The organism is Streptomyces sp. NBC_00663, from assembly GCF_036226885.1.
GTDB lineage: Bacteria > Actinomycetota > Actinomycetes > Streptomycetales > Streptomycetaceae > Streptomyces.
The window spans coordinates 6256950-6279811 of sequence record NZ_CP109027.1 but is presented as its reverse complement, the minus strand read 5'-3'; the positions used below and the strand labels follow the sequence as shown (position 1 = coordinate 6279811).

General features: G+C 72.3%; 21 protein-coding genes and 1 tRNA gene. 8 read left to right on the top strand and 14 right to left on the bottom strand.

Going from position 1 to position 22862, the window contains the following annotated elements; all coding sequences use genetic code 11:
* Positions 1-2: 2 nt before the first annotated feature.
* The 5 genes from ettA to OG866_RS28695 all read right to left on the bottom strand — a co-directional run bounded on the left by ettA (position 3) and on the right by OG866_RS28695 (position 8390).
* Positions 3-1667 (bottom strand): energy-dependent translational throttle protein EttA, encoded by a 1665-nt coding sequence (ettA, locus tag OG866_RS28715; protein WP_329339082.1) that lies wholly within the window; start codon positions 1665-1667, stop codon positions 3-5.
* Positions 1668-1814: 147 nt separating this feature from the next.
* Positions 1815-3236: a Cys-Gln thioester bond-forming surface protein gene (locus OG866_RS28710; protein ID WP_443063576.1), complete on the bottom strand. Its 1422-nt coding sequence runs from the start codon at positions 3234-3236 to the stop codon at positions 1815-1817.
* Between the two features lie 263 nt (positions 3237-3499).
* Positions 3500-3982, bottom strand: coding sequence for a single-stranded DNA-binding protein (locus tag OG866_RS28705; protein ID WP_329339081.1), 483 nt, complete (start codon positions 3980-3982; stop codon positions 3500-3502).
* An 817-nt stretch (positions 3983-4799) separates the two neighbouring features.
* Complete coding sequence (locus tag OG866_RS28700) at positions 4800-6779, bottom strand: YfjP family GTPase (protein ID WP_329339079.1); 1980 nt, start codon at positions 6777-6779, stop codon at positions 4800-4802.
* A gap of 3 nt (positions 6780-6782) precedes the next feature.
* Positions 6783-8390, bottom strand: coding sequence for a dynamin family protein (locus tag OG866_RS28695; protein ID WP_329339078.1), 1608 nt, complete (start codon positions 8388-8390; stop codon positions 6783-6785).
* Between the two features lie 321 nt (positions 8391-8711).
* On the opposite strand from OG866_RS28695, the gene OG866_RS28690 reads away from it, so the two are divergent.
* Positions 8712-8784: transfer RNA gene (locus tag OG866_RS28690), tRNA-Arg, on the top strand.
* 39 nt (positions 8785-8823) lie between these two features.
* On the opposite strand, the gene OG866_RS28685 is transcribed toward OG866_RS28690, so the two are convergent.
* Positions 8824-9372 (bottom strand): DUF2087 domain-containing protein, encoded by a 549-nt coding sequence (locus OG866_RS28685; protein WP_329339077.1) that lies wholly within the window; start codon positions 9370-9372, stop codon positions 8824-8826.
* Positions 9373-9582: 210 nt separating this feature from the next.
* Here OG866_RS28685 and OG866_RS28680 point away from each other — a divergent pair, with 210 nt between their 5' ends.
* A complete protein-coding gene (locus tag OG866_RS28680; RefSeq protein WP_329339076.1) occupies positions 9583-9864 on the top strand; it encodes a chaplin in 282 nt (93 codons plus the stop codon).
* A gap of 71 nt (positions 9865-9935) precedes the next feature.
* Here OG866_RS28680 and OG866_RS28675 read toward each other — a convergent pair whose 3' ends face one another.
* The 8 genes from OG866_RS28675 to chpG all read right to left on the bottom strand — a co-directional run bounded on the left by OG866_RS28675 (position 9936) and on the right by chpG (position 15067).
* Positions 9936-10802, bottom strand: a complete 867-nt coding sequence (locus OG866_RS28675; protein WP_329339075.1) for a tyrosinase family protein — start codon at positions 10800-10802, stop codon at positions 9936-9938.
* On the bottom strand, positions 10786-11352 hold the full coding sequence (locus tag OG866_RS28670) for a tyrosinase family oxidase copper chaperone (RefSeq protein WP_329339073.1): 567 nt from the start codon (positions 11350-11352) through the stop codon (positions 10786-10788). Before OG866_RS28670 ends, OG866_RS28675 begins: the two co-directional genes overlap by 17 nt.
* A gap of 148 nt (positions 11353-11500) precedes the next feature.
* Positions 11501-12016 (bottom strand): hypothetical protein, encoded by a 516-nt coding sequence (locus OG866_RS28665; RefSeq protein WP_329339071.1) that lies wholly within the window; start codon positions 12014-12016, stop codon positions 11501-11503.
* A 118-nt stretch (positions 12017-12134) separates the two neighbouring features.
* Positions 12135-12716 (bottom strand): vitamin K epoxide reductase family protein, encoded by a 582-nt coding sequence (locus OG866_RS28660; protein WP_329339069.1) that lies wholly within the window; start codon positions 12714-12716, stop codon positions 12135-12137.
* Between the two features lie 2 nt (positions 12717-12718).
* On the bottom strand, positions 12719-13216 hold the full coding sequence (locus tag OG866_RS28655) for a DUF5949 family protein (RefSeq protein WP_329339067.1): 498 nt from the start codon (positions 13214-13216) through the stop codon (positions 12719-12721).
* A gap of 200 nt (positions 13217-13416) precedes the next feature.
* Positions 13417-13704 (bottom strand): hypothetical protein, encoded by a 288-nt coding sequence (locus OG866_RS28650; protein WP_329339066.1) that lies wholly within the window; start codon positions 13702-13704, stop codon positions 13417-13419.
* Positions 13705-13873: 169 nt separating this feature from the next.
* Positions 13874-14587 (bottom strand): hypothetical protein, encoded by a 714-nt coding sequence (locus tag OG866_RS28645; RefSeq protein WP_329339064.1) that lies wholly within the window; start codon positions 14585-14587, stop codon positions 13874-13876.
* A 240-nt stretch (positions 14588-14827) separates the two neighbouring features.
* On the bottom strand, positions 14828-15067 hold the full coding sequence (gene chpG / locus OG866_RS28640; protein WP_329339061.1) for a chaplin ChpG: 240 nt from the start codon (positions 15065-15067) through the stop codon (positions 14828-14830).
* Positions 15068-15357: 290 nt separating this feature from the next.
* On the opposite strand from chpG, the gene OG866_RS28635 reads away from it, so the two are divergent.
* From OG866_RS28635 to OG866_RS28610, 6 genes are read left to right on the top strand one after another with little or no spacing between them, the layout of a single operon-like run.
* Positions 15358-16440, top strand: coding sequence for a DUF3344 domain-containing protein (locus OG866_RS28635; protein WP_329339060.1), 1083 nt, complete (start codon positions 15358-15360; stop codon positions 16438-16440).
* Between the two features lie 51 nt (positions 16441-16491).
* Positions 16492-17661: a glycosyltransferase gene (locus OG866_RS28630; RefSeq protein ID WP_329339059.1), complete on the top strand. Its 1170-nt coding sequence runs from the start codon at positions 16492-16494 to the stop codon at positions 17659-17661.
* The gene (locus OG866_RS28625; protein ID WP_329339057.1) at positions 17658-19082 is read left to right on the top strand and encodes an exopolysaccharide biosynthesis polyprenyl glycosylphosphotransferase; all 1425 of its coding nucleotides are present in this window, start codon (positions 17658-17660) and stop codon (positions 19080-19082) included. Before OG866_RS28630 ends, OG866_RS28625 begins: the two co-directional genes overlap by 4 nt.
* 2 nt (positions 19083-19084) lie before the next feature.
* On the top strand, positions 19085-20434 hold the full coding sequence (locus tag OG866_RS28620) for an O-antigen ligase family protein (protein ID WP_329339056.1): 1350 nt from the start codon (positions 19085-19087) through the stop codon (positions 20432-20434).
* Entirely contained in the window at positions 20431-22137 is a 1707-nt protein-coding gene (gene murJ / locus OG866_RS28615; RefSeq protein WP_329339054.1) for a murein biosynthesis integral membrane protein MurJ, read from the top strand. Before OG866_RS28620 ends, murJ begins: the two co-directional genes overlap by 4 nt.
* A complete protein-coding gene (locus OG866_RS28610; protein ID WP_329339052.1) occupies positions 22121-22861 on the top strand; it encodes a polysaccharide deacetylase family protein in 741 nt (246 codons plus the stop codon). The genes murJ and OG866_RS28610 overlap by 17 nt, the downstream gene beginning before the upstream one ends.
* The last annotated feature ends 1 nt before the right edge of the window (position 22862 follow it).

The following is a 22862-nucleotide window of genomic DNA, read 5'->3' as shown; positions in this document are numbered from 1 at the left end:
GATCAGCCCCGGGTCAGCTTCTTGTAGGTGGCGCGGTGCGGACGCGCGGCGTCCGGGCCGAGCCGCTCGATCTTGTTCTTCTCGTACGACTCGAAGTTGCCCTCGAACCAGAACCACTTGGACTCACCCTCGTAGGCGAGGATGTGCGTGGCCACCCGGTCCAGGAACCACCGGTCGTGGGAGACGACCACGGCCGCACCGGGGAACTCGAGGAGTGCGTTCTCCAGCGAGCCGAGGGTCTCGACGTCGAGGTCGTTGGTCGGCTCGTCGAGGAGCAGCAGGTTGCCGCCCTGCTTGAGGGTGAGCGCGAGGTTGAGGCGGTTGCGCTCACCACCGGAGAGCACACCGGCCGGCTTCTGCTGGTCCGGGCCCTTGAAGCCGAAGGCGGACACATACGCCCGCGACGGCATCTCGACCTGACCGACGTTGATGTAGTCCAGCTCATCGCTGACGACGGCCCAGAGGCTCTTCTTCGGGTCGATGTTCTCGCGGCTCTGGTCGACGTACGAGATCTTGACGGTCTCGCCGACCTTGATGGAACCGGAGTCCGGGGTCTCCAGACCCTGGATCATCTTGAAGAGCGTGGTCTTGCCGGCGCCGTTGGGGCCGATGACACCGACGATCCCGTTACGCGGCAGCGTGAAGCTCAGATCATCGATGAGGAGCTTGTCGCCGAAGCCCTTGCTGAGGTTGTTGACCTCGACGACGATGCTGCCCAGGCGGGGGCCCGGCGGGATCTGGATCTCCTCGAAGTCCAGCTTCCGCATCTTGTCGGCCTCGGCCGCCATCTCCTCGTAGCGAGCCAGTCGCGCCTTGGACTTGGCCTGCCGCCCCTTGGCGTTCGACCGCACCCACTCCAGCTCTTCCTTGAGCCGCTTGGCGCGCTTGGCGTCCTTCTGCCCCTCGACCTTGAGACGGGTCTGCTTGGTCTCCAGGTACTTGGAGTAGTTGCCCTCGTAGCCGTGCAGCCGGCCGCGGTCGACCTCGCAGATCCAGCCGGCCACGTTGTCCAGGAAGTACCGGTCGTGGGTCACGGCGACGATGGTGCCGTCGTACTTGGCGAGGTGCTGCTCCAGCCAGTTCACCGACTCGGCGTCGAGGTGGTTGGTGGGCTCGTCGAGCAGCAGCAGGTCGGGGGCCTCCAGCAGCAGCTTGCAGAGCGCCACGCGCCGCCGCTCACCACCGGAGAGGTTGGTGACCGGCCAGTCGCCGGGCGGGCACCCGAGCGCGTCCATGGCCTGCTCCAGCTGAGCGTCGAGGTCCCACGCGTTGGCGTGGTCGAGCTCCTCCTGGAGCTTGCCCATCTCTTCGAGCAGGGCATCGCTGTAGTCGGTCGCCATGAGCTCGGCGATCTCGTTGAACCGGTCGAGCTTGCCCTTGACCTCGCCGACGCCCTCCTGGACGTTCTCCAGGACGGTCTTGTCCTCGGTGAGCGGCGGCTCCTGCAAGAGGATGCCGACGGTGTACCCGGGCGACAGGAACGCGTCACCGTTCGAGGGCTGCTCCAGCCCCGCCATGATCTTCAGAATGGTCGACTTACCGGCACCGTTCGGGCCGACCACACCGATCTTCGCGCCGGGCAGGAAGTTCAGCGATACGTCGTCAAGGATGACCTTGTCGCCGATTGCCTTGCGCGTCTTGCGCATGGTGTAGATGTACTCAGCCAAGAGAAACCGTCCGGCAACTTGAAATCTGGCAGTGGGCAGATACACCCCATCTTGCCTGAGGTCCAGCCTCGGGTGGTAACCCGTTTGACTGGGGGGCTGTGACCTGGGGTTTCCCCGGCTGTCACCGCAACGCGGCCCCGGCCTCGCTCAGCCCTGCTGCTTGCGGCGCTGTACCAGCACCAGTGCCGCCCCGCCGATCACCACCAGGGCCACCGCGACGCCTGTGATCACCGGGGTGACGCTGGACGCGCCGGTCTCGGCGAGGTTGGTGCCGGTGGCGGTGCCGCCGACGGTCGCCGGGCTCGGTTCGCTGAGGGTCTGGGTGGTGTCGCCGCTGGTCTCGTTGCCCTGGGTCTGGCAGTCGAGGACGCCGGTGAAGCGCTTCTCGAGGCCGCCGGGGCCGGTGATCGTGAAGTCGTACGCCTGGTCCTCCTGGAGCGGAACGGTCACCGTCTGCGACGCCCCCGCCGGGATGCTGTGCTCGACCCCGAGCAGCTCGAAGGCGAACGGCTGGTCGCCCTCGTTGGCCGCGGTGACGTCGATGCCGCCCTCGGCGCAGTTCTTCGCCGCGGAGAGGGCCGGTATCGCCCCCTTGTCGGCCCAGGTCGCACTCGCCGTCGCCGACACCGTCGACTCACTGGAACCGGCCAGGATCTGCGTCTGGCTCCTGCTCTCGGAGGTGAAGGCACGGCCCACCGGCACGGTCGTGGAGGCCTGCACGGTCAGCTCCGCCGTGCCCGCCGCCGCGTCCTCGGGGACCTCGAAGAAGATCTGGCTGCCGTTCTTCGCCGAGGTGAGGTCCATCCCGTTCTTGCCGACGATCCGCACCCCGCTGGTGGCGGCGTCCGCCGGTGGCGTCACCGTCACGCTGCCCGCGTCGGTGCGCACCGTCACCGGCCCCAGCAGCCCGCCGGAGCGGCCGGAGACCGCGGCCGGCGAGAGCGTCAGCGAGGCCTGGGGCTCCGCCAGGGACCGGGCACTGTCGTGGAGGTAGTCGGCGAGCTTCTCGGCCTGCGGGTCGGCGGCGTCGACGTCGGCACCGTCCGAGTAGCGCCAGATGGCGACCTGCGTGCCCGCCGCCGCGTCCTGCTCGGTGAGGCCGCCGGCGACGCCCGCCTTCTCGGCGAGCGCCGCGAGGTCGTTCACCTGCGGGTAGGAGTTCTGCAAGATCCAGCGGATCTTGCCGGCGTCCTTGTTGGCGCCCAGCGAGGTGCCGCCCCAGGGCGTCTCGTGGTACTTGGCGTCCCGCTGGGTCGGGTTGTAGAGGTCGACGCAGTAGGTCTGGAGCATGCCGCCGCCCTCGACGGCCATCTCGAACAGACCGGCCGAGACCTCCAGGTCCCCGGAGTCGTCGTGTATGACGGCCGTGCCGTACGTCTTCAGGCCACCTATGGTGGCGGTCGCCCCGCCCTGGATCTCTGCCGTCCCGTCACCGGCCGCGGCCGTGCCGGCACCGGCCAGCACCCCGGCCGCGACCAGCCCGGACATCAGCGTCCCGGCGACGAGCCGGGCCACCCCTCGGCCGCGAGCCGGCCGTCGCGTCCTGGGCGCAGTGAGCGAAGAAAACACAGAATTCCCCTTCAGGCAGGACCCGTTGACGTGGGGGGAACGGTCCCACCAGCAGAATCAGAAGCCCCGAGAGCCACGTTCGGCATCCTAAGGAAGCGCCGCACCACGGTTCCCGGTGATGCCGTCGCACGGCCGATCCGACTCGGAATCGTTATCGCCAAGATCACTCGCGAGCAGGGCTTATCGACAAATCCACCAGGGTCGATCGGGGCGCATTCGCCGATAAGCCGCAGTTCGGTACGGTGCGCTCAGCTCGGCTGACGTCACGTCACCGCGACGGGCTGAGCCTCCTGTTGGACGGCACCGTCACCGACGGGCGTCTCCCAGTCCGGCTCGGCCTGTCCGGCCCCGCCTGGCGCATCCGTCGCCCCCACCGCCCCCGAGTCCGGTTTCTGCGCCCGTCGGAACATCGCCGTCCCGCGCGCCAGGTCGTGCCCGATCGCCACCGCGTCGATGTCGGCCGAGGTCCAGTTCTGCCCCTCGCGCACGTCCGACCGCACCTTCAGCCTGCCCTGGACCACCACCGGGTCGCCCACGTTCAGCGACGCCGCCGCGTTCGTGGCCAGCTGTCGATTGGCCCACACCGTGAAGAAGTTGGTGTGCCCGTCCGTCCACGTGCTCTTCTCCCGGTCCCAGTAGCGCTGGGTCACCGCCAGCCGGAACCGCGCCGACGGCCCGGCCGCCAGCTCCCGGTACACCGGCTGCGTCGCCACGTTCCCCACCACGCACACGATCGTCTCGTTCATCGCGAACCCCTCCCTCGTCCGGCCATCCATGCCGGACGGACAGCGGACACGCGCACGGGCCCGTCCCGTACGACTGCGTCCGTCCTTGCCGCACCGACCGCGTACGCCGCGATCGCCGCGGAGCCAGACTGCCTCCGCCGAGCAGATCCCGCCGAGCCCTGTGGACCCCCACCCCACCTGTGGAAAACCCCACCACCCCAACGAGCGACACCCCCCGGGGGTCGGGGCCATCACCCACCCCCGGGGAACGGGGTCACCGCACCCCCGGGGGCCATCACCCACCCCCAGGGAACAGGCTCACCGCACCCCCGGGGCCACCACCCACCCCCGGCGAACGGGGTCACCGCACCCCCGGGGCCATCACCCACCCCCAGGGAACAGGCTCACCGCACCCCCGGGGCCACCACCCACCCCCGGCGAACGGGGTCACCGCACCCCCGGGGGCCATCACCCACCCCCAGGGAACAGGCTCACCGCACCCCCGGGGCCACCACCCACCCCCGGCGAACAGGCTCACCGCACCCCCGGAGGCCATCACCCACCCCCAGGGAACAGGCTCACCGCACCCCCGGGGCCACCACCCACCCCGGCGAACAGGCTCACCGCACCCCCGGAGGCCATCACCCACCCCCAGGGAACAGGCTCACCGCACCCCCGGGGCCACCACCCACCCCCGGCGAACAGGCTCACCGCACCCCCGGAGGCCATCACCCACCCCCAGGGAACAGGCTCACCGCACCCCCGGGGCCACCACCCACCCCCGGCGAACAGGCTCACCACACCCCCAGAGGCCATCACCCACCCCCAGGGAACAGCCTCACCGCACCCCCGCCTCCACCCCCAACACCCTCCCGTACTGCTCCCGAACCTCCCGGTACCGCAGCAACTCCGACGCCACCGGATCGAGCACCCGAGCCCGCCCGCACCCGGCCGCCGCCTCCCTGAGCCGCCGCTCCGCCTCCATGCCGTACCGCCGCGCAGGCCCCCGCGCCGCCATCCGGCAGCTCCACTCCACCAACGGGCCGCCGATGATCCCGGCCACCATCAACAGCACCGGCACCCCGAGGTTGGGCGCCATGAAGCCGACGATCTGCCCGACCAGCCACAGCCCGCCGACGACCTGAAGCAGCGTCATGGACGCCTGCGCGAACACGGCCGCCGGCCACCACCCCGGCCGCGGTGGCCGCCCCGGCGGCAGTCCGGCCCGTGCCGCCAGCTCGTCCAGCGCCTCGGGCAGCCCCTGCGAACCCCGTACGGCCGCTTCCCGTACCGCCTGCGCCCACGGCGCCGGCAGCCCCGCCGAGGCCCGGTCGGCGACCGTCCGCACCGCCTGCTCGACGCGCTGCCGGGCGGTGGCCTCCTCCTCGGCCTGGGCCCGCAACGGGAACCGCCCGGTGGTCGGTTCGAGCCGGTCCTGGTACCACCGCCACAGCCGCAGCCACGGCGTCCCGCACGCACGGTTGGCGTTGCGCAGCCACGCCCGCTCGGCCGCCTCGCCGGCCGCCGTGGCGCCGACCGCGTCGGCCAGCCGTACCGCGAACTCGTCCCGCGCCTCCTCGCTCAGCCCGGTCCGCCGCCCGGTCGCGTACACCGGCCGCAGCCCCCACGCGGCGGCGTCGACATCGGCCGAGATCCGCCGGGCCGGCGCCCCGCGCTCGGCCACGAACTGTCCGAGCGCCTCCCGCAGTTCCCCCATGCCGTCGCCGGTGAGCGCGGACAGCGCGAGCACGGTCGCCCCCGGCTCGCCGTACTCCCCCAGCGCGATCCCGTCCTCGTCGAGCAGCCGCCGCAGATCGTCGAGGACCTGCTCGGTGGCCTCGCCGGGCAGCCGGTCGATCTGGTTGAGGACGACGAACATGACCTCCGCGTGTCCGGCCATCGGCCGCAGATAGCGCTCGTGCAGCATCGCGTCCGCGTACTTCTCGGGGTCGACGACCCAGATGACGGCGTCGACGAGCGCGAGCACGCGGTCGACCTGCTCGCGGTGCTGTACGGCCGCGGAGTCGTGGTCGGGCAGGTCGACGAGCACCAGCCCGCGCAACTGCGCCTCCGCCTCGGCGCTCTGGAGGGGCCGCCGCCGCAGCCGCGGCGGGATGCCGAGCCGCTCGATGAGCGAGGCCGACCCGTCGCTCCAACTGCACGCGATGGGCGCGGCGGTGGTGGGCCGTCGTACGCCCGTCTCCGAGATCGTCACTCCGGCGAGCGCGTTGAACAGCTGCGACTTGCCGCTGCCGGTCGCGCCCGCGATGGCGACGACGGTGTGCTGCCCGGACAGCCTGCGCCGCGCGGCCGCCTCGTCGAGCACCCGCCCCGCCTCCGCGAGCGTCCGGCTGTCGAGCCGGGTCCGGGAGAGCCCCACGAGCTCACGCAGCGCGTCGAGACGCGACCGCAGCGACCCGTCGTACGCCAAGGGAGCGGCGACCGGAGCCCCGGCCCCCCGCGCCTCCACGACGGCGACCGGCTCACCACCGGCGTTCTCGTTCACCCGCCGCGCGATCAGCCCGTCGTCCCAGGCCCCGGCGGATTCCGCACGACCGGCCGGGTCAGCGACGGAGGAATCCTGGCCCCCCGCACCTTCGTCGGCCTCCGCAGCTTCCACAACGTCCACTTCTTCCTCCGCCTCCACGACCTCTGCGGGCTCCGCGACCTCTAGGGCCTCTTCGGCCTCTACGGCGTCCGGAGCACCGCCCTCCACCGGCGCACCTCCCCCGCCTCCGCTCCCGCCCTCCTCCCCGGAAACGGTCTCCTCCGCGTGATCGGTGTGATCGGTGTGGTCCTGGTCAGTGACGGCGGTCACCGGTCACCTCTCCTTCTGAAGTACGGACAGCGCGGCAATGAGTTCGGCCTGGGGTTCGGGATGGACGTCGAGGGCGTCGAGCGGCGCGAGCCGGCGCTCGCGCTCGACGTGCACGACCCGGTCCAGGTGCTCGGTGAGCAGTCGCCCGCCCCGGTCGCGCAGCCGCAGTGCGCCATGGGCGCCGAGGCGTTCGGCGAGGCCTTCCCCGGCGGACCGCGCGCGTCGGCCGCCGAGCAGGGCGGTGGCGACGAGGGCGGCGATCACCTCGGGGTCGGGCGCGACGCTGCGGTCGAGGTTGCGGACCTCGTCCTCGGCGCACTCCTCGAGTTCGCGCCGCCACCGTCGTACGGCGAGCCCGATCCGGTGCTCGGGGCTCTCCAGTGCCGGATCGCGGTCGGTGAGTTCCGGGGCGCCCGCCGCGGGTTCGCGCCGCCAGGCCTCGTCGACGCGCTCGTCGGCGGCGGCGACGGAGCACAGCAGAAGCGCGGCGAGGCTCTCCACGAGTGCGTCGAGGAGTTCCCCGGCGGTGCAGTCCAGCGGGAAGGCGCGCCACCGCTTCAGCGCGTCCCCGGCGAGCACGGCGCCCGCCTGCAACCGGCCCCGCACGCGCGTGTGCTCGCTGTCGTACGCCCCGTCGACGGCGGCGGTGAGCCGCAGCGCGGCGGCGTACTGGGCGGCGGCGGCACCGGCCAGTTCGGGCATGCGGGCCTTGAGGGAGTCGAGGACGCCGTGCGCGGTGCGGGCGAGGGCCTGCCGGCGGGCGGCGGGGTCCTGGGTCCGGTGGATGAGCCAGGTCCTGAGGGACGCCACCGCGGTGGTCGGAAGCAGCCCACCGCCCCAGGCCGACTCGGGCAGTTCGGGCACGGTGAAGCGCGGTACGTCGCCGAGGCCCGCCTTGGTGAGCAGGGCCGCGTACTGTCGCGACACCTCGGAGACGACCTGGTGGGGCACTCGGTCGAGGACGGTGACGAGGGTGGCGTCGTACTCCTTGGCGGTGCGCAGCAGATGCCAGGGGACGGCGTCGGCGTACCGCGCGGCGGTGGTCACCATGATCCAGATGTCGGCCGCGCAGATGAGTTCGGCGGCCAGGGTGCGGTTGTCGGCGACGAGGGAGTCGACGTCGGGCGCGTCGAGGAGGGCCAGGCCGGGCGGGAGGGTGTCGGCGGTCTCGACGCGCAGCACGCGCGCGGGATCCTCGCCGGGGAGCAACAGGTCGTCGCCGCCGTCCTGCTGGGGCACCCACACGCGCGTGAGGTCGGGCAGCACCCGCATGCCGCTGAACCAGTGATGGTCCTCCGGATGGCAGACCAGCACCGGGGTGCGGGTGGTCGGTCGCAGTACGCCCGCCTCGCTGACCCGGCGTCCCACAAGGGAGTTGACGAGGGTCGACTTGCCGGCGCCGGTCGAACCCCCGACCACAGCCAGCAGGGGTGCTTCGGGTTGCCGCAGGCGGGGCACCAAGTAGTCGTCGAGCTGGGCGAGCAGTTCGTCGCGGTTGGCACGCGCGCGTGGAGCCCCTGGCAGGGGCAGCGGGAAGCGTGCGGCGGCGACACGGTCGCGCAGGGCGGAGAGTGCGTCGAGCAGCTGAGGCCGTACGTCCAAGGTCACCACATGTGAAGAATGCCCAATTTTAGGTGATTTCTGAAGCATATGAGCATGTCTGCGCGCCGACAGAACACAAGGGACGGAAGGGGCGACTGGGACAACGGCACAGTCCAGGCATAACGAGTGCACAACACCCGGTGCGCGAGACGCCAAAAGCGATGCACGATTCGTACCTGCCTGCGATTATCAGGACCGCTTCACCGAACCTCCACATTGAGCCACGGAGGCGAAGCAACAGGGACAAGGACCCGGGAGCTCTATCCTTGTCCCCGGCAACGTCACGGATCAGCCCACACCCGGGCACCAGACACGAGGCCACCACACCCGGCCCCCGTAGCTCAGTGGATAGAGCAGGCGCCTTCTAAGCGCTTGGCCGCAGGTTCGAGTCCTGCCGGGGGCGCCCTTCCTCCTCGTACGAGGCCTCGTCGCACCGAGGTGTTCAGGCCACCCGCCGGTAGATCCCCGCGCTCCGCCGCAGATGCTCCAGGTCCACCAGATAGCGCCGGAGCGTCACATGGTCGATGTCGCCGTCCTCGCACCAGCCGCGCAGCTTCTCGTCGACCGTCCGTTCCGGATACTCGACGCCCGGTTCGAAGGTCTGCTCGGCGATGTACTTCAGCACCAGCTTCTTACGGGTCCACTGCGCGGGCAGCCGCACGAGCCGCCGCCCGTCCCGGACGAAGGTCCGCAGGACCAGGTCGGTGTCCGCGTCTCCCGACCCGGGGTTCCCGGCGCCCTGCGCCGCCGTCTCCCGCCCCTCACGCGCGGCCTGCCGGAACTGCTCGTAGGCGACGGCGAGTCGACCCTCGTCGCCGGCCGCCACCACCCCCTGCTCCCGCAGCTTCAGCAGTGCCAGCGCGGTCTCCTTCACGGGCACCCCCGCCGCCCGGACGACCTCCTCCGGGGTTCCGGCCCCCAGGGCGACCGCGGCGAAGACGCGCACCCGGTTCTCGTCGGTGAACAAACGGATGAGCGGGTCGGTAGTCATGCCCGGAGGCTAGTGGAGTGCCCACACCCCGGCTAAGCGATTTTCCGGCCCCGCCGTTCGCCCCCGCCGGCCGGCCCAGCCCCGCTCCCCCTGTTCAAAAAGGGTGATCCGCACATGATCGCCGTTACCAGCCGTGAGCGGCGGCGTTGAAGGGGAAGTGCGGTGGCGCGTCCTGCCGCCGCGCGGTCATCGATCCAAAAGGAGAACGTGATGTCTCGCATCGCGAAGGCTGCCGGAGTCGCCCTCGGCGCCGGTGCCATGGCGCTCGGCGGCGCCGGTCTGGCCATGGCGGACGCGGGCGCCCAGGGTGAGGCCGTCGGCTCGCCCGGCGTCCTGTCCGGCAACCTCGTCCAGGTCCCGGTCCACGTTCCGGTCAACGTGTGCGGCAACACCGCCAACCTGATCGGTCTGCTGAACCCGGCGTTCGGCAACACGTGCGCCAACGTCAGCGACGGTATCGACGACAAGGGCGGCTACGGCTACGGCGACTGACCTCCCGTCAGTCCCGAAGAGCCCCGGCACTCCGAGCGCCGGGGCTCTTCCCGTGCCGCCGTGAGGAGACGTCACGCGTAGCGGTAGATCCCGCTGACGTCCTCCAGCGAGTCCGGCGTCACGCCCCACGGCGGCAGCTTCTCGTGCCGCGCCACGATCCGCCGGTACTGCGCGCTGCCCGGCGCGGCCGGCTTCGCGGGCAGATAGCGGGCGCCGCGGTGCCGGTGCTGCCAGCGGTACCACTGCAAGTCGACGAAGGCGTGGTGCATCCAGAAGACCGGGTCGTTGACGGAGGCGCCACCGACCATGGCACCGCCGACCCAGCGGTGCACCCGGTTGTGATTGCGCCAGGCGACGGAGCCGCGCCCGCTCCCCCACCCCTCCAGCCGGTTGCGGAACCCCTTCGCCGACGTCGAGTCCCAGGGCGAGACGTCGTAGACCGGGTCGGCGAGCGCCGACTCCAGCTCGGCCCTGGTGGGCAGTTCGATCGGGTCGCGGGCGCGTCCGAGGTCCCGGGTCAGGAACTCCCCGTCGGTGACGCCCTCCTTGAGGGTCCAGTTGCCCGACGCGTAGGCGAACGGCCCGGTCGTCACCTGCCGGTCCGAACGCCGTCCGCTGCCGCCGAGCAGGTCCTTGGTCCAGGGCGTCGCGCCCGCCTTGCGGTCCTTGGTCCAGTCCCAGTACGGCACGGTCACCGAGGCGTCGATCCGGCGCAGCGCCCGCTCCAGGTCCAGCAGGAACCGGCGGTGCCAGGGCAGGAACGACGGCGCCATGTGGGCCGTACGGAGTCCGCCCTCGCCGTCGGTGACGTAGTAGTCGATGTGCATCCGGACGAACTCGTCGTACTCACCACGCCGTTTGAGCTCCAGCATCGCCTTCACGAAGCGTCGCTTCTCCGCGCTCGTGAGCGTGCTCGCGTCCTTACGGACGTACACCATGACGTCCCCCCATATCGCTCATACCACCGATACCCCCCATGTCATCCATGCTCCCCGTGTGCCCCAGGTGCGTCTCGCGCAGCTGCTGCCCCGGCCCCAGTTCGTCGACGGCGGCGCGAGCGGCTTCCAGAGGGGTGTCGTACGACCGGTAGTGGTCGACCATGCTCAGCCAGGTGCCGTCGGCGCGGCGCATGAGTTCGAGCTGGCGGCCGTCGACGGTGACATGCCACGAGTCGGCGCCGAAGGTGCGGCCCGCGGAGGTCTTGATGCCGCGGATGTGGCGGCCGCGGTAGGTCTCGTCGAAGGCGATCTCGCCGGGGTTGTCCGCGCTGTGCGGCGGACGCGAGGCGGCGACGAGCGGCGCGAGCGCCAGCGCCCCGGCCGCGGCGAACAGCCCGCGCAGGACGTCCCGTCGGCCACCGCCCCGTACGACGCCCGGTACGGGGCCGGGTCTGGCCTGCCCGCCCGCCACGGGATCGGCCCCGACCGCCACGCCACTCGCCACCGCACCCGCCGCGCCCCCGGCCACTCCGCCGACACTGACGACCATCCTGTGCTCCTCCCGGTTGGGTTGATCCGTAGCGGTAACCGCGAAGGAGCCCGCACGGTCACCGTCCGGTGGTCCGGACGGAGCCGTACGGGCTCCCGGGAAGGGTTGCTCTGCGCTCCAGGCCGCGGCTACGGGTGCCGGGACGCCGCTACAGGCCGGGCCCCGCCACCAGGTCCGCGCCCGGCACCGTCTGGAGGACCGGCGTGAGCACGCCCACCTGCGGCAGCTTCGGCGCGGGCAGGCCGAAGTTGTCGGCGTTCGGCGCGGTCAGCGGGGCGTCGAGGGTCAGGCCCGGGGCGAGGGTGCGCAGGTCGGAGGCCGGGGCGCCGACGCCGACGTGGTCGAATTCGTCGCCGAGGATGTGCGGCAGGGGCGCGCGCAGACCCGCGCCGGGCAGCCCGCCGGTGACCGGGAGCTGCGGGATCACCCGCTCGGGGATGAGTCGCCCCTCGACATAGCGCGGGCCTTCGGGGGCGCCGGGCATCGGCAGCGGGATCTCGCCACCGATCTTGGGCAGCTCCACGTTGAGGGACTGCTCGACGCCGTCCAGCGGCACCGGAACGGGGACCGTGTCCACCGCCGCGGCGGGGGTCGCGGTGGCGCCCACCGCGGCAGCGACGCCCGTGATGACGGCGGCAAGGGTTCCTCGGGTGGTCGACTTCATGTCAGGTACGGTCCCTTTCAGGATTCGGCGGGCTCAACGTCCGTACCGCGTAACGATCCTGGGACAGCCACCAGCGCAAGATTCCCCCGACTGCCGCATTAGTAGGACGGCACTTTGGTCAGCTCGTCCAGAAGTCCCACCATCGGGTCAGGATCAGCATTCCGACGATCCCGAGGTGCAACACCGGCGGTACCCACGTGAATTCGTCGAGGAAGGCCCGCAACCAGCCTGGCGCGGGCAGGAACCGGTGCTGTACGACGAACGCGACCACGTACCAGAACAGCAGGATCGTGGCGGCCCACGCCAGGCAGCACCACAGACACAGGGCGTTGATCCGGTACAGCGACTGGAACTGAAGCCACGACACGAACCCGATGCCGAAGAGGCAGCCCGCGAGGAAGCCGAGCCAGTACCAGCCGGGGAAGCGCGCCCCGGCCCACAGGCTGACGCCGACGCAGATCACGACGGCGTAGGCGACCAGGCCCAGCATCGGGTTGGGGAACCCGAAGGCGGAGGCCTGGTCGCTCTGCATGACGCTGCCGCAGGACACCACGGGGTTCAGACTGCAACCGGGCGTGAAGTCCGGGTCCTCCAGCAGCTTGAACTTGTCGAGGGTGATGACCCAGGAGGCCAGCAGCCCGGCCGCCCCGGTGAGCACCAGCAGTACGGCGAACCCGCGGCTGCCCCCTGCGGTGCGCACGGTCAGCCGCGCAGGCTGCGGGCGGGGAGGACGACGTGCGCGGCGGCGTTCAGCGTCTCGTCGGCGCCGGCGAAGGCGGCGAGGGCCTCCGGCTCCACGGGCTTGCCCGGCTGGGCCTCGGGCCAGGGGCGGGTGGTGAACACGAAGTAGGCGAAGCCGCGTTCGGCGACCGCCTCCAGCCACTCCGGCGGCGGGGTGCACTGGGCGTTGAAGCCGGGCATGTTGACGACGGCCGTGCCGGACTCGACGAGCAGGCTGACCGGCAGGCTCGGGCGGGCGTTGCCGTCGACGAGGTCGCCGCCGACGGGCAGGCCGTTGTTCTCCAGCAGCGCTTCCACGGCGGCAGTGGAGGCCTCCGGTCCGGCCGCGGCGTCCCCGAGGGTGTAGGCGAGGAGATAGGGCATGTCGCCGTCGGGGGCCTCGCCGCTCCAGGCCATGACGACGAGCGTGCCGAGGTCGGCGGCGTTGAAGGGGCGGGTCTGGCTTGAGGTTGAGGTCACCGCGCGACCATATCGACGGGTCCGAACGGGTTCCGGTCCGTTCTCACTCGACCGGGCGACGCACCGCACACGGTCCACACGATCGAGGGACTTTTCCTCGAACACGCCGTGGAAGAACACACCGAGAAAACCCCGGGAAAAACAAAGGGTCGATTCCGTACGACGCGGAATCGACCCTTGTGCGACAGGCGCGCAATACCTCAGCCGCCGACCGGCAGACCGCCGAGCAGCCCGCTGGAGTTCAGCGTGGCGGTCGCGCCCTTCACGGTGTTGAGCACGGAGTCCTTGTTCTCGGTGTCGAGCGCGTTCGACTGGTGCTGGAGCGGCATCACGTCGGCCGGGGCGAGTTGACCGCTGGTGAGCGTGTTCACGGCGCCGGTGAGGCTGGTGGGCGTGACGTCGGCGGTGCTGTAGGCGAACGCGGGCGCGGCGGCGCTCGCGAGGGCCACGGAACCGGCAACAACAGCGGCAGCCTTCAGGGACTTCATCGTGTTCCTTTCAGAGAGAATTCTGACGCCTTGCCTAACGATTCTTCTACGGCCCGGAAACCCCGTACGCAGAAATTTTCTGCAACCCGAAAGACCCAAGAAAAAACAATAGGAAAACAGAACAGCCGTGGTGCGGGCCCCTCGGCCCGCACCACGGCTGGAACGGCGGTCAGGAGGTGGGCAGCAGGCCGCCCACGGTGTCGGTCGCGCCGGTCGCGGCGCCGGTGTCCACCGGCAGCGGCACCGGGAGCGGCAGCGGCAGTCCGCCGCTGAGCAGCAGCGCGAGGATGGCGTTGAGGAGCTTGCCGACCACCGCGGTCGCGGCCGGGACCACCTTGGTGGGGTCGCCGCCGGTGGCCGCCGCGAGCAGGTCGCTGACCGCCTGCTGGAGGGCGGCGAGCGCGTCGCCGACGGCGTCCGCGGACGGCGCCTTGGAGTCGTCGCCGCTCTTGGCCGTGGGCAGCGGCAGCAGCTCGGTGGCCGGGGCGGTGGCGGCCGGCGGAGTGGTCGGGACGGTCGCGGTCGACGGGGTGGTCGGCGTCAGCGGGGTCTCCGGCACCGGGACCGGGGCCGCGGCGGTGATCTTGGCGATGGCCGCCTTCACACTGTCGAGGAGCTGGGTCGCCTGTTCGGGCGAGATCTGGCCGTCGTCGGCCTTGAGCACGGTGTTCAGGACGTCGGTGACCGGGGTGAGCAGGCCCCCGAGGTCGCCCAGGGCCTTGAGCTGGGCGAGCAGACCGTCGACGCCGGGCAGGGGTGCCTTGGCCGCCGCCTCGATGCGCTCGGCCTTCGACTGGTTGTCGACCGCCACGGCGGCTGGAGCTGCGATGCCGATGAGGAGCGTGGCGCTGAGGGCCGTGGACGCGATACGACGTGCGGGCATGGAGATTTCCTTTTCGGTGGGGACGGAACCTGTGCCCACCGTGAAAGCGCCCGCCACCGCCTGCAACCGATGAACTGCGTGGAGTGACCACCCGGCCCGGGCGTCCTCCCTGGTGAGACGGCCTGTCAAGCCCCGCCGACCGTGTCGGCGCCCGATCCCCCCATTCGGGGCAACGCGAACCGGCCGCCCTCCTGCGGGGGAACCACAGGAGGACGGCCGGTCAAGGGCTGCGAGCCGACGTCAGTCGTTGACGCAGGTGTTGCCGAAGGCGGGGTTCAGCAGACCGATGACGTTCACGGTGTTGCCGCAGACGTTGACCGGGATGTGGACCGGGACCTGGACGACGTTGCCCGACAGGACGCCCGGGGAGTGGGCGGCCGCGCCCTGCGCGCCGGCGTCGGCGGCGGCGATGCCGGCACCGCCGGCGACGGCCGCGACAGCAGCGGAGGTAAGGACCAGGCCCTTCGCGATACGCGACATGGAGAGGTGCTCCTTGGGTTGACACAAACACCCGGGCGGATGCCCGGCGCTGTGTCAACGCGCGGCGCGCGCGGGAGTTGTGCCGCCAATGGGGTGATCTCGCGAGAGGCCCCGACTTCACCATTCCGACACACTTGTCCGCTTTCAACGGATTAATACGCATAGCCACTAGAGTTGCGGACCTCCCGACGCACCCCTATAGCCAGCAAATCGCACTCATTGACGCCCTGGCATCACGACCCGGGTGTCCCACCCCTGCCCCGCAACCTCCCGGAAGGGCAACCCCGGTCATGCGCCAATCCCTGCGTCCGCTGCTGCGCCGAGCGACGGTGGGAGCCCTAGCCCTCGCCACGCTCTGGGTACCCGGCGGCGCCCTGGCCACCGCGCCGCCCTCCCCCGAGGCCGAGCGGCTCCCGTTCGCGCAGCGGTACCGGGCCCTCCAGCACGGCGGCATCGTCCGCGCGGCGAACGCCTCGATCAGCTGCCGGGCGACCGCGGCCGAGCCCTCCTGCCCGGGCGTCCGCGAGGGCGGCGCGGCGGTCAACGGCGACTTCGACATGTTCTACGTCGACGTCGACACCGATCCCAACACCTACAACTCCTCCCGCGCCGAGGTCCGGCTGCCCGAGGGCGCCCGGGCCACGTACGCGCGCCTGTACTGGGGCGGCAACCTCCGTGTCGGCGAGCAGAAGCCGCCGAAGGACAACGGGCGGGTGCTGATCGCCGAGCCCGGCGGCCAGTACAAGGAGGTCCTCGCCGACACCCTGGTCGGCCATCGGGTGGCCCAGGGCGCGGACGCCTTCCAGGCCTCGGCGGACGTCACGAAGCTGGTGCGGGAGAGCGGTTCGGGGCTGTACACCGTCGCTCAGGTCAATGTGGCGATGGGGAGGTCGACGGCCGGCGCGTGGGGCGGCTGGACGCTCGTGGTGGCGTACGAGAAGGCGGCGGAGCCGCTGCGGCATCTCGCCCTGTGGGACGGCTTCGACACGCTCGGGACGGGTCGGGATCTCGGCCCGCGCGGACTGCGCTTCCCCAAGGGTGCCTCCGGCCGGGTGGGTCTCGTCGCCTACGACGGCGACCGCGGCCGTACGGGCGACAGTCTCACCCTCTCGGCCGATCGCCGGGCCCCCGTCGTGCTGACCAACGCCGCCAACCCCCGTTCCGACGTGCTGAATTCGACGATCAGCGAGCCCGGCGAGCGGCCGGCGTCGCGTGTCCCGTCGTATGTGAACACGCTCGGCTACGACTCCGATGTGTTCGATCTCGGCACGGCTCTGCGGCGCGGTGGTGACCAGCTGGCCTTCCGGCTCGTTTCCCAGCGGGACGCGGCGTGGGCCGGCGCGCTCTTCGTCGCCGTCGACGCCCAGAGCTGAGGCGCGTTCCCGCCCGTCCCGAGTGCCATCCGTGAGCGAGGAAACCGCGCAATGCACCAGTCAGCAACCGACCCTCGGCCACGGGTCCTGCATGTGACGCAGCCTGTGGACGGCGGGGTCGCCCGGGTCGTGACGGACCTGGTCCGGGCCCAGCTCACGGCCGGGACGCGGGTCACGGTGGCCTGTCCGGGCGGGCCCTTCGCCGACGGGCTGCGGGCGCTGGGCGCCGAGGTACGGCACTGGTCCGCGACACGGTCCCCGGGGCCCTCGCTCCCGGGCGAGGTGCGGCGGCTCGCACGGGTGATCGAAGAGGTACGGCCCGAACTGGTGCACGCACACAGTGCGAAGGCCGGTCTCGCCGGACGGCTCGCGGTGCGCGGACGGATCCCGACCGTGTTCCAGCCGCACGCCTGGTCGTTCGAGGCGGTCGGCGGGACCACCGCGGCACTCGCCCTGAAGTGGGAGCGGTGGGGAGCGCGCTGGGCCTCCCGGGTGGTGTGCGTGAGCGAGGCGGAGCGCACGACCGGCGTACGCGCCGGGATCGCCGGGCGGTTCGGCGTCGTTCCCAACGGCATCGACCCCGCCCGCTTCCACCCCGCCGCGGTGGGCACCGTACGGGCCTCTCTCCTGCCCGATGTCGATCCCGCCGCCCCGCTCGTCGTGTGCGTGGGGCGGCTGTGCCGGCAGAAGGGGCAGGACGTGCTGCTGCGGGCGTGGGAGGCGGTGCTGGAGCAGGTGCCGCGGGCCCGGCTCGCGCTGGTCGGTGACGGGCCCGACCGGGACGAACTGCGGTCCCTGGCACCGGAGTCGGTGCTGTTCGCGGGGGACGTCCCCGACACCGCCCGCTGGTACCAGGCCGCCGATCTGGTCGTCCTGCCCTCGCGCTGGGAGGGCATGGCGCTCGCCCCGCTGGAGGCGATGGCGTGCGGGCGGACGGTGGTGCTGAGCGACGTGGACGGCGCCCGGGAGAGCCTGCCGCCGCAGCTCGCGGCGCACTGCCTCGTCCCGCCGGAGCGTCCCGCGCCGCTCGCCGCGGCCGTCGCCGAGCTGCTGCTCGATCCCCTGCTGTGCGAGTCGCTCGGCCACCAGGGGCGCCGGCACGTGCTGGCCACGCACGACGTGCGGCACACCACCGAGGCGGTGGCGGACCTGTACCGCGAACTGCTCGGTACGACAGGCCGCGTCATGCCCTCCGAGTACAGGGAGTCGATCCACTCGTGACCGCGGAAAGCACCCTCCCCTCGCCCGGCGGGCAGCCACGGGACCCCGGCTTCTCGCCCGTCTCGGTCCTCGCGTCGCGCGGTGTCACCGGCGGTTTCCGGTTCCCGCACCGCCGCCCCCAGCCCCGGCCCGTCTCCCCCGTGCCGCTGCTCGCCGCGGACCTGGCGGCCGCCCTGCTGGGCGCCCTCGCCCTCACCGGCACCGCGCACCAGCCGCTGCACGCGGCCCTGCTGGTCGCCGCGTCGATGCTGCTGCGCCCGCAGCTGCCGCGAGCGGTGCCGGGCGTCCTCGACGAACTGCCCACCGTCTGCGGCCGGATCGCGGTCGCCTGGCTGGCCCTCGGCGCGCTCGTCGCCGCGTACGCCCCCCAGCACGCCCTGGACGCCCGCACCCTCGCCGCCGGCTTCCTGCTCCAGACGGCCGCGGCCTGCGCGACCCGCGGCACCGTGCACTGGCGGCGCCGCACGGTCCTGCGCGGCCGGCCCCGCGCGGCCCTCGTCATCGGCCCGGCGGCCACCGCGCAGCGCGTGGCCGCCGGCCTGCTGCGCCACCCGCGCTGCGGAGTGCGGCCGGTGGGCGTGGTGGCCGAGCAGCCCGACGGCAGCGACGGCCTGCCCGTGCTGACCACCGGCGAGGAGGTCGAACGGGCGCTCATCCAGAACGGCGTCCGGGACGTCCTCGTCGTCCATCCCTCCGTACGGACCGGGCAGGGGCCGCTGCTGCGGGCGCTCGCCGAGTCTGGCTGCGCGGTGTGGGAGGTCGACGCGGACGCCCCCTCGTACGCCTCCCGCGACCAGCTCGCCGGGTACGCCTGCCGGCGGCTCGACATGGGCGGCCGGCGGCCCGGCAGCCTCGGCAAGCGGCTCCTTGACGTGCTGGTCGCCGGGACGCTGCTGCTGCTGGTCAGCCCCTTGCTGCTGGTGTGCGCGGTGGTGCTGCGGCTGACCGACGGACCCGGTGTCGTCTTCCGCCAGGAACGCATCGGCAAGGACGGGCGCCCCTTCACGCTGCTGAAGTTCCGCACCCACCGCCCGGTCGACGAACACGAGTCGGCGACCCGCTGGAGCGTGGCTGACGAACGCCGGATGTCCTGGTTCTGCCGCTTCCTGCGGCGCACCTCCCTGGACGAGCTGCTCCAGCTGTGGAACGTCTTCTGGGGCGATATGAGCCTGGTCGGCCCGAGACCCGAACGGCCTTACTTCGTCGGCCAGTTCAGCCAGATGTACCCCGGCTACGCGGCCCGTCACCGCATGCAGACCGGCATCACCGGGCTCGCCCAGATCCACGGCCTGCGCGGCGACACCTCGATCGAGGACCGGGCCCGCTTCGACAACGCGTACATCGACAACTGGTCGCTGTGGCAGGACATCTGCATCCTCGCCCGCACCGCCGCCGCGCTCGTCCGTCCGACGGGGAGCTGACGATGAGGCCGCCTCGGGTACTGCCGGTGCTCCCCGCCGTCGTGGTGATCGCCCTGCTGGGGCTGCCGATCGGACCGGGCGGCGAGGGGGGCGCGGGTCCGGCCGACGCGGTCTCCGCGCTGATGGTGCTGTACTGCGGGATCCGTCTCGTACGGGACCGGCGGCGCCCCCTGTCCCGTACCGCCGCCGTGATCCTGGGCCTGCCGGTGCTCGGGCTGGCGATCGCCGCCACGGGCGCCGCGACCGCGGGCGCGGGGATCACCGGCATGGGCCGCTACCTCCAGATCTTCGTCCTCGTCCCCGCCGCGGTCCTGCTCCTCATCCGGCACCGCGGTGACTTCCGTGTCCTCGCCTGGTCCTTCGTCGGGCTCGCCCTGTGGCAGGGGGCGATCGGCGTGCACCAGTTCCTGACCGGGACCGGTGCCTCGTACCAGGGCCAGGAGATCCGCGCCGTCGGCACCTTCGGGGCGCAGGACGTGATGGGGATGGCGACCGTCGTCTGCTTCGGGCTGATCTGCGCGGTGGGGCTGGCGCTGGGCACAACCGCCGTACGCCAGCGGGCGGTTGCCGCGTGCTGTGCGCTGGCGCTGCTCGTCCCGCTGGCCCTGTCCTTCAGCCGCGGGGCATGGATCGCGACCGCGGTGACCTGCTCGGTGCAGCTGGTGCTGGCCGGGCTGCGGCGGGCGCTGAAGGTGGGCGCCGTGGTGGCCGCGCTCGGGGTGGTCCTCGTCGGGGGCTTCGGCGTCGGCTCGGCGATGCTCCAGGAACGCGTCGACAGCATCACGCAGGTCACCGACGCACCCGACCAGTCCGTCACCGACCGGTACACCATGTGGGCGGCGGCGGTGGACATGTGGCGCGAACAGCCGCTGGCCGGCGTCGGGTTGAAGGGTTTCCCCGAACACCGGGACGCCCACGCCTCGCTCGCGCTGTCCGCCGGCAGCGACACGGAGGGCGCGGGCGCGGCATTCCGCAAGCAGCCGCTGCTGTCCCCGCACAACATGTACCTCCTGATCCTCGCCGAACAGGGCCTGATCGGGCTGCTCGCACTGGCGGGGGGCTGGCTGGCGCTGCTGGTGTGCGGGCTGCGGGGGCTGGCGCGGGTGCGGCGCTCCGGCACCGGGGTCGCCTCCGGCCGGGGGCTCGACTGCGGACTCGTCGCCTGCGGGCTGCTGGTGTGGCAGTTGACCGACTTCATGTACGCCGACATCGGCGGGCCGTCGACGGTGCTGACGGCGGTGTGCTTCGGGTTGGCGGCGTGGTGGGGGCTGGCCGGGAGCGGCCCGCGCGAGACCGTGACAACGGCGCCGCCTCCGGTGCCCACCCGCACCGAGGAGGCGGCGGCGCGATGAGGGTGACGCCTTCCCGGTCGCCCCGGGGCAAGGAAGACACGAAGGCCGACGCCGACGCCTGTGCCGACGTCGCCGTGGCTCTCCCGGCCGCCCGCACCGCCGTACCAGCCGCCGACAGCCCCGATGTCGCCCCCGCCTCCCGTGGATTCCTCGCCAGGGCCGCCCTGATCACCGCCGTTCTCACCGCGGCCGGTGCCCTGCTCGGGCTTGTCCGGGACCAGGCGCTGGCGCGGCTGTTCGGGGCGGGGAGCGAGACGGACGCCTTCCTGGTCGCGTGGACGATCCCGGAGTTCGCCTCGACTCTGCTCATCGAGGACGGTCTGGCCTTCGCGCTGGTCCCGGCGTTCAGCCTGGCGCTGGCCCGGCGGGCCCAGGGCGCTCCCGGCGACCCCGTGCGGGCGCTGGTCGGCAGCACGCTGCCGCGCCTCTCGCTCGCCTTCGTCGCCGCGTCCGCGCTCATCGCCGGCACCGCCCCCTACCTCGTCGAGGCCCTCGCGCCCGGCCTGCCCGACCCGGGCCTCGCCGTCGACTGCACCCGCCTCACCGCGGTCTGCGTGCTCGGCTTCGGTCTCGCCGGGTATTGCAGCGCGGCCCTGCGGGCCCACCGCAGGTTCCTCGCGCCGGCCGCGATCTACGTGGCGTACAACACCGGCATCATCACGGCGATGTTCGTGCTGGGCGGGCACTGGGGCGTGCGGTCGGCGGCGATCGGGGTGGCCGTCGGCGGCGGGCTGATGGTGCTGGTCCAACTGCCGTCGTTCATCCGTCAGTTGCGACGCAGGACCACCGCCCCCGCCATCGAGGAGCCGGCCGCCGGGACCTCCGAGCGGGCCGTCACCGGCGCTCTCGTCGCCACCGTGCTCCTCTTCGCCCTGGGCCGGCAGTCGCAGACCCTCATCGAGCGCTTCCTCGCCTCCACGCTCGACGCCGGGGCCATCTCGCACCTGAACTACGCGCAGAAGGTCGCCCAGATCCCGATGACCCTGTCCATGATGCTGTGCACGGTCACCTTCCCGGTGGTCGCGCGGGCGCTGGCCGACGGGGACGTCGAGCGGGCCCGCGACCGGGTGGAGCGGGACCTGGCGCTGGCCTGCTGCATGCTGCTGCTCGGTGCGGCCGTGGTGATCTCCTGCGCCCCGCAGATCGTCGAACTCCTCTTCCAGCGGGGCGCGTTCACCGTCCGGGACACCGCCGCGACCGCCGACGTCATGCGGGTGTACGCCCTCGGGCTGCTCGGCCAGACCCTGACCGGCGTGCTCGTGCGGTCGTACTTCTCGGCCGGCCGGCCCAGCTGGTACCCGGTCGCCGCGATGGCCACCGGCATCGTCGTCACGTCCTGGATCGGCGCCTGGACCGTGGGCCCCTTGGGTGTGCTCGGCATCGCCGCCGCCAACGCCTCCGGCATCACCGTGACGGCCGTGGTGCTGCTCGCCGGGATGGGTCCGCGCAGTGTGCCGGTCCGCGTCCGGGGCGTGCTGGGCGAGCTGAGCAAGCCGGCGCGGGCCGCGGTGGTCGCGACCATCGCCGGGACGTTCGTCGCCGAACAGGTGCCCTCGGCCGTGCCGGGGCTCGCCGCGGGCGGCACGACCGTGGTCGCCGTGTTCGTCCTGCTCGCCTGGGCGCTGGACGCCCAGGGCGTCGTACCCGCACTCCGATCCGTACGCACCCTCACGCGGAGGCTCAGGCATGGCCGCACCCGTTGATTCCGCCGCTCCCGTCAGACCGCGCACTGTTCCGTGGATCGCGATGTACCACTCGGTCGGCGACTGCTCCGACGACCCGTACCGCATCACGGTCACCCCGGACCGCCTCGACCGGCAGCTGGCCTGGCTCGGCCGTCGTGGTCTGCGGGGTGTCTCCGTGACCGAGCTGCTGGCCGCCCCTCACCGCGCGGGCCTGGTCGGGCTGACCTTCGACGACGGGTACGCCGACTTCCTCACCGATGCCCTGCCCGTGCTGCGGCGGCACGGCTTCGGCGCCACCCTGTTCGTGCTGCCCGGCCGGCTCGGCGGCGACAACGCCTGGGATCCGCTGGGCCCGCGCAAGCCGCTGCTCACCGCCGACGGCATCCGGGAGGCGGCGCGGGCCGGCATCGAGATCGGCTCTCACGGCCTCACCCACGTCGACCTCACCGGGACCGACGACCTCCGGCTGAAGTCCGAGGTCGTCGAGAGCCGGGCCGCGCTGGAGGGCATCACCGGCACGGAGGCCGGCGGCTTCTGCTACCCGTACGGCGCCCTCGACGAGCGCGCCGTCGACGTCGTACGGGAGGCCGGTTACCGGTACGCCTGCGCCATCGACCCCGGCCCCTTCGACGGCCCCCTCGCCCTGCCCCGCGTCCACGTCGGGCAGAACGACACCGCCCTACGCCTCTTCCTCAAACACCGGCTGCACCGGCTGCGGCGCCGCCCCGTGGAGGGGATCTGAG